The organism is Kineosporia mesophila (genome assembly GCF_021129235.1).
GTDB classification, from domain to species: domain Bacteria; phylum Actinomycetota; class Actinomycetes; order Actinomycetales; family Kineosporiaceae; genus Kineosporia; species Kineosporia mesophila.
This window is the reverse complement of sequence record NZ_JAJOMA010000024.1, coordinates 1-15,606: the sequence shown is the minus strand read 5'-3', so window position 1 is coordinate 15,606 and position 15,606 is coordinate 1. Positions and strand designations below refer to the sequence as shown.

Sequence of the window (15,606 nt, the reverse complement as noted above, 5' to 3'; positions counted from 1 at the left end):
AACGATTCTCATTATTCCAGGGATCAGGCGGTGGGTTTGTCGACCGCCCCGCCGTACCGCCGGTCGCGCTCGGCATAGATCTGAACGGCCTCCCACAGGGTGCGCCGGTCCACGTCGGGCCACAGCACGTCCATGAACACCATCTCGGCGTAGGCCGACTGCCAGAGCATGAAGTTGGACGTGCGCTGCTCCCCCGACGAGCGCAGGAACATGTCCACGTCGGGCAGGTCGGGCTCGTCCAGGTACTTCTGGATCGTGCGCTCGTCGATCCGGTCCGGATCGAGCTTGCCCTGGGCCACCAGCTGGGCGATCGTGCGGGCGGCGTCGGCGATCTCGGCCCGGCCGCCGTAGTTCACGCACATCGTCAGGGTGATCGTGTCGTTGCCGCGGGTGAGTTCCTCGGCGATCTCGAGCTCCTTGATCACGCTGGCCCAGAGCTTCGGCCGGCGCCCCGCCCAGCGCACCCGCACACCCCACTCGTGCATCTCGTCGCGCCGGCGCCGGATCACGTCGCGGTTGAAGCCCATCAGCCAGCGCACCTCGTCCGGCGAGCGCTTCCAGTTCTCGGTGGAGAAGGCGTACGCGGAGATGTGTTTGACGCCGATCTCGATGCCCCCGGCGACCACGTCGAGCAGCGAGGCCTCGCCCATCTCGTGGCCCTTGGTGCGGCTCAGCCCGCGCTGGTTGGCCCAGCGGCCGTTGCCGTCCATGACGATGGCGACGTGGCCCGGTACCAGCTCGGCCGGGATCGCGGGCGGCTTCGCACCGGAGGGGTGCGCGGGCGGCGCGATCGGCGGTGCGGTGCGGACGGGCTGTGACTGACCGGGCTGGCGACGGCGGAGCGCCAAGGAAAACCCCTTAAGCGAGGACGATTCGGGAGCGGGAAGATCGTAGTACCCGCTGGGCCGGCCCTCGCGCGGTAACCGCGAACGCACGCCGGCGCCATCGGGCCGGCCCCTGACCCGATCACGATCTCAGGCCCACGATTCGTGGCGCGGCCTCGGACGCGTTGTGTACACCTGGTACATCCGGTACCGGATGTACCAGGTGTACACAACGCAGACTTGCCGGCTTCGCCCTCGTACCCGGCCGGGCTTCCCGCGCATGCTCCAGGGCCGGTCCTGCGGGATCACGCCGTGAGCTACGGAGGTGCCCGGTGGGTCGGCTGGGCGTGGCCGGTGGGGCCCCTCGTAGTGGTTCCTCCGTGGGGCCACGCCGGACGCGTCCAGACGGCCCACCGGGTGCCCCGCAGTAGGCGATGATCCGCAGGACAGGCCCTAGAACGGCTCGGGGTCGTCCAGCGTGGGCGCCACCGCCGCCTGGGCGCGCTCGATCGCGGCCACGTCGATCTTCGCCACCTTCACCGGGACGTTCACCGGTACATTCGCCGGCACGTTGATCGACGGCCGGTCACCGTCGCGTTCCACCCAGCGCAGGGACCGCACCCGGCGTTCGACGTGCCACTGCAGGTAGGCGGCGACCAGGCCGCTGGCCTCGCGGCGGCGCCGGGCCTCGCTGGCGTCGGCGCTCGGCCAGTCGCCGGTGAGCAGGGCCGACAGCAGGCGAAGGGTCTCCGGGTGCGGGGCGGCCGCGCCGGGCGGACGGCACGACGGGCACACCGAACCGCCCATCGCCAGCGAGAACGCGCGGTGCGGGCCGGCCTGGCCGCAGCGCGCGCAGTCGGTGAAACTCGGTGCCCAGCCCGCGACCGACAGCGAGCGGATCAGGTAGGCGTCCAGCACCAGGCCGGGTTCGTGCGCCTTCTGCGAGAGCGTGCGGAGCCCGCCCGCGAGCAGGAGGAACTGCTGCAGGGCGGGCTCACGCTCGGTCTCGGTGAGTCGTTCGGCGGTCTCCAGCATGGCGGTGGCCGCGGTGTACCGGGCGTAGTCGGCGGCGATGGTCAGGCCGTACGCCCCGATGGTCTCCACCTGGTTCACGGTGTCGAGCGACCGGCCCTCGTAGAGCTGGACGTCGATCAGCATGAACGGCTCCAGGCGGGCGCCGAACCGGGACATGGTCTTGCGCACGCCCTTGGCCACGGCGCGTACCCGCCCGTGCTCACGGGTGAGCAGGGTGACGATGCGATCGGCCTCGCCCAGTTTCTGGGCGCGCAGGACGATCGCATCGTCCCGGTACACCGCCGGCATGAACTACCGCCCGGCTGACCGGTTGGCCGCCGACAGTACGGCCTTCATCGAGGCCCGCACGATGTTCTCGTCGACGCCCACGCCCCACAGCACGTTCTCGCCGATCTGGCACTCGACGTAGGCCGCGGCCTTGGCGTCGCCACCGGCGCTCATCGCGTGCTCGCTGTAGTCCAGCACCCGTACCGACACCCCGTGGCTGGCCAGCGCGTCGCCGAAGGCCGCGATCGGGCCGTTGCCCGCACCGTGCAGCGTGAACGGCGCACCGCCGTCGATGATCTCGACGCGCAGCCGGTCAGAACCGTTGTCGTCGCTGGTGTGCTCGATCGACTTCAGCGAGAACCGGCCCCAGGCCGGGCGGCTGGACTCGGTGGTGGGCAGGTACTCGTCCGAGAAGATCGTCAGCAGCTGGGCCGGGGTGACCTCGCCGCCCTCGTTGTCGGTGTGCTTCTGCACCACGGCGCTGAACTCGATCTGCAACCGGCGCGGCAGGTCCAGCTGGTACTCGTTCTTCATCAGGTAGGCCACGCCGCCCTTGCCCGACTGGCTGTTGACGCGCACCACGGCCTCGTACGAGCGGCCCACGTCGTGCGGGTCGATCGGCAGGTAGGGCACCGCCCAGACGACGTCCTCGACGGTCTTGCCCTGCGCGGCGGCCGAGGTCTGCAGCGCCTCCATGCCCTTCTTGATCGCGTCCTGGTGGGAGCCGGAGAACGCGGTGTAGACCAGGTCGCCGCCGTAGGGGTGACGCTCGGCCACCTTCAGCTGGTTGCAGTGCTCGACCGTGCGCCGGATCTCGTCGATGTCGGAGAAGTCGATCTGCGGGTCGATGCCCTGGCCGAACAGGTTCATGCCCAGCGTGACCAGGCAGACGTTACCGGTGCGCTCACCGTTGCCGAACAGGCAGCCCTCGATGCGGTCGGCGCCGGCCTGGTAGCCCAGCTCGGCGGCGGCCACCGCGGTGCCGCGGTCGTTGTGCGGGTGCAGCGACAGGATGACGTTCTCCCGGAACGCCAGGTTGCGGTTCATCCACTCGATCGAGTCGGCGTACACGTTGGGCGTGGCCATCTCGACGGTCGCGGGCAGGTTGATGATGACCTTGCGCTCGGGCGTGGGCTCGAACACGGCCAGCACCTCGTTGCAGATGCGCTTGGCGAACTCCAGCTCGGTGCCGGTGTACGACTCCGGCGAGTACTCGAAGTAGACCTCGGTGCCGATCATCGCGTCGGCCAGCTTCTTGCACAGCCGCGCGCCGTTCAGCGCGATGTCGACGATGCCGTCCTCGTCGGTGTTGAACACCACCTGGCGCTGCAACGTGGAGGTGGAGTTGTACAGGTGCACGATCGCCTGCTTGGCACCCTTGATCGACTCGAAGGTGCGCTCGATCAGCGCGTCGCGGGCCTGCGTCAGCACCTGGACGGTGACGTCGTCGGGGATGTGGCCACCCTCGATCAGCTCACGCACGAAGTCGAAGTCGGTCTGGCTGGCGGCCGGGAACCCGACCTCGATCTCCTTGTAACCCATCCGGACCAGCAGATCGAACATCCGGCGCTTGCGCTCGGAGTTCATCGGGTCGATCAGCGCCTGGTTGCCGTCGCGCAGGTCCACCGCGCACCAGCGCGGGGCGGTCTCGATGCGCTTGTCCGGCCAGGTGCGGTTCTCCACAGCGACACTGATCAGCTCGTGGAACGGAACGTACTTGTGAACCGGCATGCCGGAAGGCTTCTGGGTGTTCTTCATGGCCTCTTGCCTCTACGTGGTCTGGTTCTTCTGGGCGTTCAGGACGGTCGGCCGGCAGGCAGAAGAAACACCGCGACGAGAGGACCGGCCTAGCAGGTCCCGCCGCGGCGACCAAGGAGAAGAAGCTCCGAACGCACGAGCGACAGGGTACATCCCCACTCCGTGGGGGCAACAATCCGGTGCCGGACCGGGGAGTTCGCCTCAGCGACTTCTCAGTGCCACCTGTTCATCATGCTCAGGTGGACGGGTACTGGATATCGAACGCCCTGCGGTTCGGCGGCAGCTTCGGCGCGCAGCTGGCGCTCGACATCGTGGTGGCCGGCATCGCCCTGGCCGCGGCCGTGCTGATACGGCACCGACGGCCCTGGCACGGCCTCACGCCCTGGGCGTTGTGCCTGGTGATCGGCTCGCTCGGGGTGATCGCGATCAGCACCCTGACCCGCCGCGCGGGCGCCACCAGCCCGGGCCACCTCCAGCTGCATCCCCTCGGCACGCTGCGGCAGTACCTCCACGACCCCGCCGACTTCCTGATCTACCTGGGCGGCAACGTGGCCATGTTCGTCCCCCTGGGCCTCTTCCTGTACCTGGCCGTGCGCCGCGGGATGCTGCTGTGCGCCGCCCTGGCCACGCTGGTCTCGGTGGGCGTGGAGATCCTGCAACTGCCCATCTACAGCCGCGCCACCGACATCGACGACGTCATCACCAACGGCTTCGGCGGGCTGGTGGGTGCGGCGCTCGGGGTGGTGGTGCTGTGGGCCGTGAACCAGGACCGGGTCACGGTTCCGGATGACGAGCGTCGTACCGAGCGAATCGCGGCTGGCTGAGCCCCAGCAGAACCACCATCACGATGCAGGCCAGGCCACCGGCGATCGCGGCGACGCTCTCGGTGGTGAGGTCGGCCGTCGAGCCGACCACCAGGTCCCCCAGGCGCGGGCCACCCGCGACCACCACCACGAACACCCCTTGCAGGCGTCCCCTCATGTGATCCGGGGTGGCTGTCTGCAGGATCGTGCTGCGGAACACCGCACTCACCGAGTCGGCCATGCCCGCCAGCACCAGCGCCCCGAAGGCGGGCCACAGCAGCCAGTGCGCACCCCCGTCCGGCGGAGGACTCGCGAACCCGACCACCACGCCGAACAGCACGATGCTCGAGCCCCACCCGATGATCGCGGCCAGCACCGCCAGCCCCTGACGCCGGATCCGGCTGACCGGGCCGGAGAACACCCCGGCCAGCACCGCACCGCAAGCGATCCCGGCGGCCAGGATGCCCGCCGTCTGCGCGCCCCCGCCGATCACGACCGCGCCCAGCGCCGGGAAGAGCACGCGGGGCATCGCGAAGATCATCGCGATCAGGTCGACGATGAAGGTCATCCGCACGTTCGGCCGGGTGCGCAGGTAGTTCAGGCCCTCCAGCACCGAGGCCAGGCCGGAGCGGCGCACCTCGCCCAGCGGGGGCATCGACGGCAGCGCGATCAGCGTGGTCAGGGCGATGCCGAGCAGCAGCACCTCGCTGAAGTAGGTGCCGCCGAATCCGAACCAGTGCACCCAGAACCCGGCCAGCAGCGGCCCCACCGTCATGCCGACGCTGTTCGCCAGGCTGGACAGGGCGTTCGCGGCGGGCAGCATCCCGGACGGCAGCAACCGCGGCAGGATCGCCATCCGGGCCGGTGAGTTCACCGCCCAGAAGCCGCTCTGCACCGCCACCAGGGCGTACAGGAGCCACACGTTGTCCAGCCCGGCCCAGGCCTGGAGCGCGAAGCACAGGGCCACGGAGAACAGGCCGCTGGAACTGGTGATGATGACGCGGCGCCGGTCGTGGGCGTCCACGATCGAACCGCCGTAGAGACCGAACGCGATCAGCGGGACCAGGGCCGCCAGACCGACCAGCCCCACCTTGAAGGTGGAACCGGTCAGGTCGAAGACCTGGAGACCGACCGCGACGGTGGTGAGCTGTGAGCCGATGGAGCTGAGGAACGTGCCGAGCCACATCCGCCGGTAGGGGCGGCTGTGGTGCAGCGGGGTCAGATCAGCCAGAAGTCCCGCTGCCACCTAGAACCCGAGTCGCTGCATCTGCTTCGGGTCGCGCTGCCAGTCCTTGGCAACCTTGACCCGCAGGTCCAGGTGGATGCGCGTGCCCAGCAGAGCCTCGATCTCCCGGCGGGCGTTCGTGCCGACCTCCCGCAGGCGGCTGCCGCCCCGGCCGATCACGATGGCCTTCTGGCTGTCGCGCTCCACGTAGAGCAGTACGTGCACGTCGAGCAGCGGCGCGCTCTCGGGACGGCCCTCGCGCTCGCTCACCTCGTCCACGACCACCGCGAGGCTGTGCGGGAGCTCGTCGCGCACACCCTCCAGCGCGGCCTCGCGCACCAGCTCGGCGATCATCACGTTCTCGGGCTCGTCGGTGAGCTCGTCGTCCGGGTACATCCGCGGGCCCTCGGGCAGGTGACTCATCAGCAGATCGGACACGGCGTCGACCTGGAACCCGTTGACGGCGGAGACCGGGATGATGTCGTCGGCCTCGTTCATCAGGTTCTGCACGTCGAGGAGGTGCGCGGCCAGCGTCTCCGGCTTCACCCGGTCGGACTTGGTCACGATCGCCACCACCGGGGTGCGGCGCAGTTCTTTGAGCTCGGCCGCGATGAACTTGTCGCCGGGGCCGATCTTCTCGTCGGCGGGCAGGCAGAACCCGACCACGTCGACCTCGAGCAGCGTCTCGCGCACCAGGTGGTTCAGCCGCTCACCGAGCAGCGTGCGGGGCTTGTGCAGCCCCGGGGTGTCGACGAGGACGAGCTGGGAGTCGGGCCGGTGCACGATGCCGCGAATGGTGTGCCGGGTGGTCTGCGGCCGGCTCGACGTGATCGCGATCTTCTCGCCGACCAGGGCGTTCGTCAGGGTCGACTTACCGGCGTTCGGCCGGCCGACCAGGCAGGCGAAGCCGGAACGGTGCTTGGTGTCAGTCACTTCTCTCCGATGGGTGCGGCCAGGGCACGTGCCCCGGCCTTCGTCAGGTGGTCGGCGACCAGTCCTGCGCTCGTCTCGCTGAGGTTCTCCTTCACGATCACCGGCGACGCCTCGACCAGCTCCTTGGCGGCGATCAGGCTCAGGCCGGTGGTGCGGCGCACCTCGCGGATCACCCGGACCGGGTTCGGGCCGGGCACCTGGAGCACCACGCGGTACTCTCCGGGCTCGCCGAACTTCGGGGCGACGGGTGCGGTGGCCGCCGGGTTGAGCACGCCGTAGATGCCGAACAGCAGCGGCGGCACCAGGAGCAGCGCGAGCAGCCACCACCCGCCCTGCACGGCCATCAGCACGACGGCGATCAGGAGCAGCAGGTTCGGGAGCAGGACGAGGAACTTGGTCCTGTTCATCGGGCGTCGTTCCCCTCTCCGTCGAATTCTTCGTCGCGGCTGACCAGAACGGTGGCCAGGCTGTGCCGCCGGCCCTCGAAGGTGTCGGCCGTGAGCAGCAGTCCCTGGACCGAGGTGGTGGAACCGGCGATCGGCACCCGGCCGAGGCCCTTGGACAGCAGGCCGCCCACGGTGTCGACCTCCTCGTCCTCGATCTCGGTGCCGAACAGGTCACCGAGCTCGTCCAGGTGCATGCGGGAACTGACCCGGCGGCGGCCGTCGGGCAGGCTCTCCACCTCGGCCTCGATCTGGTCGTACTCGTCGGCGATCTCCCCGACGATCTCCTCGAGGATGTCCTCGATCGTCACCAGACCCGCGGTGCCGCCGTACTCGTCCACCACGATCACCGCGTGACCGGCGTGCTGCATCTCGCGCAGCAACGCGTCCACCGGCTTGCTGTCGGGCACGAACACCGGGCGCCGCATGATCGACTCGACCCGCTGCACCGCCCCGGCCTCCGGCTGCTCGTGCATGCGCCGGGCCACGTCTTTCAGGTAGAGCACGCCCACCGGGTCGTCCAGGCCGCCGCCGACCACCGGCACCCGGGAGAAACCGGAGCGCAGGAACAGCGACATCGCGTCGTGCAGGTTGCGGTCGCGCTCGACGCTCACCACGTCGGTGCGCGGCACCATCACCTCGCGGGCCAGGGTGTCGCCCAGGTCGATGACCGAGTGGATCATCTTCTGCTCGCGCAGCTCGATCAGCTGGCTCTCCTGGGCGATGTCGACGAACTGCCGCAGCTCCGCCTCGGAGGCGAACGGCCCGTCGCGCAGACCGCTTCCGGGGGTCACGGCGTTGCCGATCAGCACCAGCAGACGGGTCAGCGGGGCCAGCACGGTGGTGAGGGCCAGCAGCGGCCGGGCCGCGATCAGCGCGACGTTGTCGGCGTACTGCCGGCCCAGGGTGCGCGGGCCCACGCCGACCGTGACGAACGACGCCACCGCCATGATCAGGCCCGCGACCAGACCCGAGGTCCAGTGCAGGCCCAGGGTCTTCACGGTGGCGAAGGTAACGGCGACGACCGCGCCCACCTCCGCGCTGACGCGCAGCAGGGTGGCGACGCTGAGCACCGGGGCGGGCTGGTCGGCGACCCGCACCACGGCATCGGCGCCGCGCCGGCCCTGGTGCTTGAGGTCTGCCGCCCGGGACCGGCCGATGCGTGACAGCGCCGACTCGGACGCCGCCGCCAGACCGGCGACGACGGTGAGCAGGAGTGCCAGGACGATCAGGCCGACCATGGGGTTACCTCAGACCTTGCCTCGGGTCGAGAGGAAGGTGAGCAGCAGCTTGCGCTGGAGCCCGAACATCTCCTTCTCCTCCTCGGGCTCGGCGTGGTCGTAGCCGAGCAGGTGCAGGATGCCGTGTGTGGTGAGGAGCAGCAGCTCCTCCTCGAACGAGTGGCCGGCCGCGCGGGCCTGCTTCTGCGCGACCTGCGGGCACAGCACGATGTCGCCGAGCAGACCGGGTTCCGGCTCCTCGTCGTCCTTGCCCGGGCGCAGCTCGTCCATCGGGAAGGAGAGCACGTCGGTCGGGCCCGGCTCGTCCATCCACTGGATGTGCAGCTGCTCGATCGAAGCCTCGTCGACCATCACGACGGACAGTTCGGCCTGCTGGTGCACGCGCATGGCGTCGAGCACGCTGCGGGCCAGGGCCGCCACTTCCGCCTCGTCGACGGCGACGCCGCTCTCGTTGTTGACCTCGATGCTCACCGGGTCATTGTCTCGCATCGGCGGGCATGGTCAGGCCAGGGGTGCCGCGCACCGAAAGTACGCGGCCCCCTCGGGCCAGTTCAGCGACCGGTTCGGTGGCTGCGTCGTTCCATGCGGTTCTGCGGGGCCATCCGGTCTTGTGGCTGCCGGGCGGGTCGCGGGTCGGCCGTGCCGACAGACTGGCCAACCGCCGTCTGCCGGTCGTTGTCCCACCGGCCGTAGGCCTCGACGATCTCGCCCACCAGCCGGTGCCGGACCACGTCGGTGCTGGTCAGCCGGGCGAAGTGGATGTCGTCCACACCGTCCAGGATGTCTTGCACCACGCGCAGGCCGGACTGTGTGCCGCTGGGCAGGTCGACCTGCGTGACGTCACCGGTGATCACGATCTTCGACTGGAAGCCGAGCCGGGTCAGAAACATCTTCATCTGTTCCGGCGAGGTGTTCTGCGCCTCGTCGAGAATGATGAAGGCGTCGTTCAGCGTGCGACCACGCATGTAGGCCAGCGGGGCCACCTCGATCGTGCCCGCCGCCATCAGCCGCGGGATCGAGTCGGGGTCGAGCATGTCGTGCAGCGCGTCGTACAGCGGGCGCAGGTACGGGTCGATCTTCTCGGTCAGCGAACCGGGCAGGAAGCCGAGCCGCTCCCCCGCCTCGACCGCCGGCCGGGTCAGGATGATCCGGTTGACCTGTTTGGCCTGGAGCGCCTGCACGGCCTTGGCCATCGCCAGGTAGGTCTTGCCGGTACCGGCCGGGCCGATGCCGAACACCACCGTGTGCTGGTCGATCGCGTCGACGTAGCGCTTCTGGTTGAGGGTCTTCGGGCGGATCGTGCGACCGCGGTTACTGAGGATGTTGAGCGTCAGTACGTCGGCCGGCCGCTCGGCCGTCTGCTGCCGGAGCATGCCGATCGAGCGCTCCACCGCGTCGGGTGTGAGCGCCTGGCCCGCGGCCACGACCGCCAGCAACTCGTCGATCAGGCGCTCCACCAGGGCGACCTCACCGAACGGGCCGGTCACCGTGATCTCGTTGCCCCGCACGTGGATGTCGGCGCGACCGAACGCGCGCTCCACCGCTCGCAGAACCTCGTCCCGGGCTCCCAGCAGGGCCACCATGCTGACCTCGGCCGGCACGACGATCCGGTGCACAGCCTCCGCACCGCTCTTCGCTTCCGTCATGAGCTGGGGTTACGCCCGCCTCTCCGGGTTCGGCGCGCTGCCTCTGGACGATGGCAGCCTTGAGGCACCGATCGTAACCTCCGCCCCCGTTCCGTGGCTCCCCGATTTTGTCCCTCTTAGCCCGGGAATCCCATCGGGTGCCCGGCGAGCACGTGGGCGTGCACGTGGAAGACGGTCTGCCCGGCCTCGGCGCCGGTGTTGAACATGAGCCGGAACTGGCCCCCGGCCTCGGCCTTCGCGAGTTCCCCGGCGACCGTGACCAGCTCGGTGAGCAGCGGCTCGTCCTTCGCCGCGAGGTGCACCACGTCGGGGTGGTGGTCGACCGGCACCACCAGGATGTGGGTCGGCGCGACCGGGTTGATGTCGCGGAACGCGACCACGCGGTCACCGCGGTACACCATGTCGGACGGCAGGTCGCCGGCGATGATCTTGCAGAACAGGCAGTCAGTCACGGGCCTGAGGCTACCGCTCAGGCCCAGCGGCCCGAGGTCGCGGCGAGGATCCCCAGGGCGATCGGTCCGGCCGAGGACGTCCGCAGTACTTCGGGCCCCAGGCGCACCGGTCGCGCTCCCGCGGCGGTCAGGGTGGCGAGCTCGCTCTCCCCGATACCGCCCTCCGGGCCGACGACCAGCAGCACCTCTCCCGCGTCGGGCAGCTTCACCCCGACCAGCGGATCGACCGCGTCCTCGTGGAGAACCAGGGCCAGGTCGGCCTCCGCCAGCCGGTGCGCGAGGGCGGTGGTGGTGCGCAGCGCCTCCGTGTGAGGGATTCGCGCCCGCCGCGACTGCTTGGCGGCCTCCCGGGCGATGGTGGCCCAGCGCCGGGTGTTCTTCTCGACCTTCGGGCCCTCCCAGCGCGAGACGCTGCGCTGGGCCTGCCAGGGCAGCACCAGGTCGATGCCCACCTCGGTCGCGGTCTCCACGGCCATCTCGTCGCGCCCGCCCTTGGCCAGGGCCTGGACCAGGCCGAAGCGCAGGGCCGGTTCGGGAATCAGCTCGAGCTCGTCGACCAGCAGGTCGAGGTGGCCCTGGCCGGCGGCCGTGACCGTGCACCGCGCGACCGCACCCGAGCCGTCGGCGATCTCGACCTGTTCACCGGCCCGGATCCGGCGCACCCCGGCGGCGTGCCGCCCCTCGTCCCCGTCGAGGACGAGGTCGGTGGACGGCGCGGCGCCGATCAGGGTTCCGGGTTCGGCGAAGAATCGGGGCAGGGTCACGAGTGGTTCCCGATCCCGCGCACCGGATGCTGAGCCGCGTCTTCAGGCATGGACGTCAGCGTCCCGCGAAACGGTCGCGGAGCTTGGAGAACACGCTGGTGTGCACCGGGGTCATCCGGCCGGAGGGCCGGTCCTCCCCGCGCAGCTTGGCGAACTCGCGCAGCAGGGCCTCCTGCTGCTCGTCCAGCTTGATCGGGGTGAGCACCGCCAGGTGCACGACCAGGTCGCCCCGGCCGCCGCCCCGCAGGTGGGTGACCCCGAGCCCGCGCATGGTGGTGGCCTCGCCGGACTGGGAACCCGAACGGATCTCGAAGCTCTCCTGACCGTCCAGGGTGTCCAGCTCGATCGTGGTGCCGAGGGCCGCGGCGGTCATCGGGACCTCCACCGTGCAGTGGATGTCGTCGCCGCGCCGGGTGAACACGGCGTGCTGGCGCTCGACGATCTCGACGTAGAGGTCGCCGGCCGGACCACCGCCCGGGCCGATCTCGGCCTGGCCGGAGAGCTGGATGCGGGTACCGGTCTCGACACCGGCGGGCACCTTGATGGTGAGGGTACGGCGCGAGCGCACGCGTCCCTCGCCGGAGCACTCCAGGCACGGGCTGGGGATGACGGTGCCGAAGCCCTGGCAGTTGACGCAGGCCTGCGTGGTCATCACCTGGCCGAGGAAGGACCGGGCCACCCGCTGGGTCTGGCCGCGGCCCTTGCAGATGTCGCAGATCTCCGGCTGGGTGCCCGGCTGGCAGCAGCTGCCGTTGCAGACCTGGCAGACCACGGCGGTGTCCAGCTGGAGCTCGCGCTGCCCACCGAAGGCCGCCTCGGAGAGGTCGATCTCGATCCGGATCAGAGCATCCTGGCCCCGGCGCTGACGCGGCAGCGGACCCCGCGAGGCGCCACCCCCGGCGCCGCCGCCGAAGAAGGTCTCGAAGATGTCGGTGAAGCCGAAGCCCGCGCCGAAACCGGCCGCCCCGTTGGGGTCACCGCCGGTGTCGTAGGCCTGCCGCTTGTCCGGGCTGGAGAGAACCTCGTAGGCGCGGCCGACCTCCTTGAACCGCTCGGAGGCCTCCTCGCTCGGATTGACGTCCGGGTGCAGCTGACGGGCCAGCTTCCGGTACGCCTTCTTGATCTCCTCGGGGCTGGCCGTCCGGGAAACCCCGAGCACCTCGTAGTAATCGCTCACGGCGGTGATGTTCTCTCCAGATCGGTGCAATGAAAGAGGGAAAGGCGGTGCCGCATAGTACGTGGCCGGGCTGATAATCCCGGCCCCTGGTTCAGGGTCCGGGCCCGGTCCTGATCACGATGCCAGGATCCGGGACACGTACCGCGCCACGGCACGCACCGCGGCCATGGTGTTCGGGTAGTCCATGCGGGTCGGGCCGAGCACGCCCAGGCGCGCGACGACCTCTCCCTGCGAGGCGTAACCACTGGACACCACCGAAGCTTCCTGAAGACCGATGTGTGCGGTCTCGCGGCCGATCAGCACGCCGACGCCACCGGCACCGTCGCCCATCTCGGTGAGCAGCTTCAGCAGCACCACGTGCTCCTCGATGGCCTCGAGCACGGGGCCGATGTGCTGGACGAAGTCCGGCCCGGAACGGGCCAGGTTGGCCGTACCGGCCAGCACGATGCGTTCCTCGCGCTCGATGTCGAGCGAGTCCTCGAGCGCGACGATCACCGCGCGCACCAGTGTGCGGTCGTCCGGCCCGAACTGCTCGGGCAGATCGGCCACCACGGCACTGACGTCGGCGAGACGGCGCCCGGCGACGGCCAGGTTGAGGCGGGTGCGCAGACCGGCCAGCGTCTGCTCGGAGATCTCGCCCACCACCGGCACGATGCGCTGCTCGACGCGACCGGTGTTGGTGATCAGGATGACCAGCAGCCGGGTTCCCTCGAGCGCGACCAGTTCCACGTGCCGCACCGTGGAACGGCTCAGCGACGGGTACTGCACGACCGCGACCTGCCGGGTCAGCTGGGCGAGCAGGCGCACCGTCCGGCCGACCACGTCGTCCAGGTCGACCGCGCCGTCGAGCAGCGTCTGGATGGCCCGCTTCTCGGCCGTGGAGAGCGGCTTCACACCGCTCAGCCGGTCGACGAACATCCGGTAGCCCTTGTCCGTGGGCACCCGGCCGGCGCTGGTGTGGGGCTGCGCGATGTAGCCCTCGTCCTCGAGCGCGGCCATGTCGTTACGGATGGTCGCCGGGGAGACCCCCAGGGAATGGCGCTCGACCAGCGCGCGCGACCCCACCGGCTCCCGCGTCTCGACGTAGTCCTCGACGATGGCGCGCAGCACAGCGAGCTTGCGTTCCTCGCTCATGCCACCCACCTCTCAGTCATTCGGCTCACCCTGGCACTCACACCGCGGGAGTGCCAGTTTACGACCCTGACGGCACCCCTGTGTGTCCACGGCGGGTCGGCTAGGTCTCCCGGCGCCTCCTGGCTACGGTCCCGCCATGGTTCCCAGTCTGCCCAGGATGCCCGGTTCTGCGCGCGGTCCCCAGGCCACGAGTGCATCTCCCGGTGTTCGTCCAGCTGTTCGTCCCGGTGATCGTTACGGGGCGGACGCGATCTCCGCCTCCCGCAAGAAACCACAGTTGCGGGAGCAGACGGCCGACCTCGGGCTGGTCGTCGAGGACGTCGAGACCGGCTGGGTGGGCGCCGTCGTGCGCACCGAGAAGAGCGGCGGCATGTACGTGGTGGTGCTGGAGGACCGCAAGGGCCGCACCCGCTCGTTCCCCCTCGGCCCGGGCTTCTGGGTGGACGGGGTGGCCGTGAAACTCGTCCCGCCCGGGACCGCGGCGCCCGCGCCGAAGCCGGTGAACCTGCGCAGCGCGTCGGGGTCGGTCGCGGTCCGCGACCACCGGGCCCGGGTGGCGCGGGCCTCGCGCATCCTGGTCGAGGGTAAGCACGACGCCGAGCTGGTCGAGAAGATCTGGGGCCATGACCTGCGGGTCGAGGGGGTCGTGGTGGTGCCGTTGCACGGTGTCGACGACCTCGCCGACGCGGTCGCGGACTTCGGCCCGGGGCCCGGCCGGCGGCTCGGGATCCTGGTCGACCACCTGGTGGCGGGCAGCAAGGAGTGGCACGAGGCGGCCGCGGCGGCCCGGGTCTGGGGAGCCCGCGAGAACGTGCTCGTGGTCGGGCACCCGTACGTGGACGTCTGGCAGGCCGTGCGCCCGCACAAGCTCGGCATCGACGCCTGGCCGGTGATCCCCCGGGGTCTGCCGTGGAAGGAGGGCGTGCTGGAGGCGCTGGGCTGGCCGCACCACGAGCAGGCCGACGTCGCGGAGGGCTGGCAGCGCATCCTGGCCTCCGTGACCACCTACGCCGATCTGGAACCGGCCCTGCTCGGCCGGGTCGAGGAACTCATCGATTTCGTCACGGGTGACGGCGAGGATCGCTGAGCACGACTGGCGCGTTCTACCGTGTGAGGAGAGGGGGCCTGCCATGACCCAGCCAGAACGGACCCAGCCGGAACACCAGCCTGCGGAAATCGGCCGGAACCAGAACGTGAGCACGAACCAGGAGCCCGGCCAGGATCAGAGCCAGGACGACGGCCGGGCTCGTACGCAGACGGGTCCGGTCTACGGCACGCCGGGGCCGGACGGCGTCGTACCGGCACCGCCCCCTCCGCCGCCCGGGTACGGTGCGCCGGGTTACGGTCTGCCGACCGAGTACACGCCGATCATCCCGGGTCAGCCGCTCGACACCGGGCCGCAGAACCAGGGTGAACCGGCCCAGTTCAGCGGGTTCGGCCGGTTCGGGCAGGCAACGGCGAGCCCGGCCGGACAGGCGGGTCAGGCCGGGCGAACGGGTCAGGCCGGGCAAATGGGTCAGGCAGCCCGGACAGGCCCGGCAGCACAGGCGGGTCAGGCAGCACAGGCGGGTCAGGCGCGACACCAGGATCAGACCGAGGGCTCAGGATCGAGCCAGTCAGGACAGATGGGCCGGATGGGCCAGGACCACACGGGACAGCAGTCAGGCAACCCGGGCGATGAACAGCCCCCGGCACCTGAGTACGGGCAGCAGGAACAGCCGAACGGGCCGTCGTGGCGCCAGGGGCCGCAGTACGGGCAGGGAACCTACGGCCAGTCAGGCCAGTACGGGCAGCCCGGTCAATATGGCCAGCCCAGTCAGTACAGCCAACCCGGTCAGTACGGTCGGGCAGGCCAGGCCGACCAGACGGGCGCCTCCGAGCAGCCGCCGCAGTACGGCCAACCC

15 protein-coding genes are annotated in these 15,606 nt (G+C 70.3%); 2 read left to right on the top strand and 13 right to left on the bottom strand.

Going from position 1 to position 15,606, the window contains the following annotated elements:
- Positions 1 to 23: 23 nt before the first annotated feature.
- From LR393_RS27155 to leuA, 3 genes are all read right to left on the bottom strand, one after another.
- Positions 24 to 848 carry an isoprenyl transferase gene (locus LR393_RS27155; protein ID WP_231487727.1) on the bottom strand — a complete coding sequence of 275 codons (825 nt, stop codon included), beginning with the start codon at positions 846 to 848 and terminating at the stop codon, positions 24 to 26.
- A 429-nt stretch (positions 849 to 1,277) separates the two neighbouring features.
- Positions 1,278 to 2,147 carry a DNA repair protein RecO gene (gene recO, locus LR393_RS27150; protein WP_231487726.1) on the bottom strand — a complete coding sequence of 290 codons (870 nt, stop codon included), beginning with the start codon at positions 2,145 to 2,147 and terminating at the stop codon, positions 1,278 to 1,280.
- A 3-nt stretch (positions 2,148 to 2,150) separates the two neighbouring features.
- Positions 2,151 to 3,884 carry a 2-isopropylmalate synthase gene (gene leuA, locus LR393_RS27145; protein ID WP_231487725.1) on the bottom strand — a complete coding sequence of 578 codons (1,734 nt, stop codon included), beginning with the start codon at positions 3,882 to 3,884 and terminating at the stop codon, positions 2,151 to 2,153.
- Positions 3,885 to 4,123: 239 nt separating this feature from the next.
- Between leuA and LR393_RS27140 the strand changes: the two genes are divergently transcribed.
- Positions 4,124 to 4,708, top strand: coding sequence for a VanZ family protein (locus LR393_RS27140; protein WP_231487724.1), 585 nt, complete (start codon positions 4,124 to 4,126; stop codon positions 4,706 to 4,708).
- Here the strand turns inward: LR393_RS27140 and LR393_RS27135 are convergent.
- The 10 genes from LR393_RS27135 to hrcA form a co-directional block, all read right to left on the bottom strand.
- Positions 4,659 to 5,933, bottom strand: coding sequence for an MFS transporter (locus LR393_RS27135; protein ID WP_231487723.1), 1,275 nt, complete (start codon positions 5,931 to 5,933; stop codon positions 4,659 to 4,661). The two genes, LR393_RS27140 and LR393_RS27135, sit on opposite strands and share 50 nt — an antisense overlap.
- Positions 5,934 to 6,845, bottom strand: a complete 912-nt coding sequence (gene era / locus LR393_RS27130) for a GTPase Era (protein ID WP_231487722.1) — start codon at positions 6,843 to 6,845, stop codon at positions 5,934 to 5,936.
- Positions 6,842 to 7,252: a ribosomal protein bL12 gene (locus tag LR393_RS27125; protein ID WP_231487721.1), complete on the bottom strand. Its 411-nt coding sequence runs from the start codon at positions 7,250 to 7,252 to the stop codon at positions 6,842 to 6,844. The genes era and LR393_RS27125 overlap by 4 nt, the downstream gene beginning before the upstream one ends.
- Complete coding sequence (locus tag LR393_RS27120) at positions 7,249 to 8,529, bottom strand: hemolysin family protein (protein WP_231487720.1); 1,281 nt, start codon at positions 8,527 to 8,529, stop codon at positions 7,249 to 7,251. The genes LR393_RS27125 and LR393_RS27120 overlap by 4 nt, the downstream gene beginning before the upstream one ends.
- A 9-nt stretch (positions 8,530 to 8,538) precedes the next feature.
- The gene (gene ybeY, locus LR393_RS27115) at positions 8,539 to 9,000 is read right to left on the bottom strand and encodes an rRNA maturation RNase YbeY (protein ID WP_231487719.1); all 462 of its coding nucleotides are present in this window, start codon (positions 8,998 to 9,000) and stop codon (positions 8,539 to 8,541) included.
- Between the two features lie 80 nt (positions 9,001 to 9,080).
- Positions 9,081 to 10,175: a PhoH family protein gene (locus LR393_RS27110; protein ID WP_231487717.1), complete on the bottom strand. Its 1,095-nt coding sequence runs from the start codon at positions 10,173 to 10,175 to the stop codon at positions 9,081 to 9,083.
- 116 nt (positions 10,176 to 10,291) lie between these two features.
- Positions 10,292 to 10,627, bottom strand: coding sequence for a histidine triad nucleotide-binding protein (locus tag LR393_RS27105; protein ID WP_231487715.1), 336 nt, complete (start codon positions 10,625 to 10,627; stop codon positions 10,292 to 10,294).
- Positions 10,628 to 10,644: 17 nt separating this feature from the next.
- The gene (locus LR393_RS27100; protein ID WP_231487713.1) at positions 10,645 to 11,391 is read right to left on the bottom strand and encodes a 16S rRNA (uracil(1498)-N(3))-methyltransferase; all 747 of its coding nucleotides are present in this window, start codon (positions 11,389 to 11,391) and stop codon (positions 10,645 to 10,647) included.
- Positions 11,392 to 11,446: 55 nt separating this feature from the next.
- Positions 11,447 to 12,568: a molecular chaperone DnaJ gene (gene dnaJ / locus LR393_RS27095; protein ID WP_231487710.1), complete on the bottom strand. Its 1,122-nt coding sequence runs from the start codon at positions 12,566 to 12,568 to the stop codon at positions 11,447 to 11,449.
- Positions 12,569 to 12,682: 114 nt separating this feature from the next.
- Positions 12,683 to 13,702 (bottom strand): heat-inducible transcriptional repressor HrcA, encoded by a 1,020-nt coding sequence (gene hrcA, locus LR393_RS27090; protein WP_231487709.1) that lies wholly within the window; start codon positions 13,700 to 13,702, stop codon positions 12,683 to 12,685.
- Positions 13,703 to 13,979: 277 nt separating this feature from the next.
- On the opposite strand from hrcA, the gene LR393_RS27085 reads away from it, so the two are divergent.
- A complete protein-coding gene (locus LR393_RS27085; protein ID WP_231487708.1) occupies positions 13,980 to 14,789 on the top strand; it encodes a DUF3097 family protein in 810 nt (269 codons plus the stop codon).
- The last annotated feature ends 817 nt before the right edge of the window (positions 14,790 to 15,606 follow it).

Bases quoted from the DNA above. Each gene is read 5' to 3' on its own strand.
- hrcA (WP_231487709.1), bottom strand. From the start codon at position 13,702: ATGAGCGAGGAACGCAAGCTCGCTGTGCTGCGCGCCATCGTCGAGGAC.
- leuA (WP_231487725.1), bottom strand. From the start codon at position 3,884: ATGAAGAACACCCAGAAGCCTTCCGGCATGCCGGTTCACAAGTACGTT.
- LR393_RS27110 (WP_231487717.1), bottom strand. From the start codon at position 10,175: ATGACGGAAGCGAAGAGCGGTGCGGAGGCTGTGCACCGGATCGTCGTG.
- LR393_RS27120 (WP_231487720.1), bottom strand. From the start codon at position 8,529: ATGGTCGGCCTGATCGTCCTGGCACTCCTGCTCACCGTCGTCGCCGGT.
- recO (WP_231487726.1), bottom strand. From the start codon at position 2,147: ATGCCGGCGGTGTACCGGGACGATGCGATCGTCCTGCGCGCCCAGAAA.
- LR393_RS27125 (WP_231487721.1), bottom strand. From the start codon at position 7,252: ATGAACAGGACCAAGTTCCTCGTCCTGCTCCCGAACCTGCTGCTCCTG.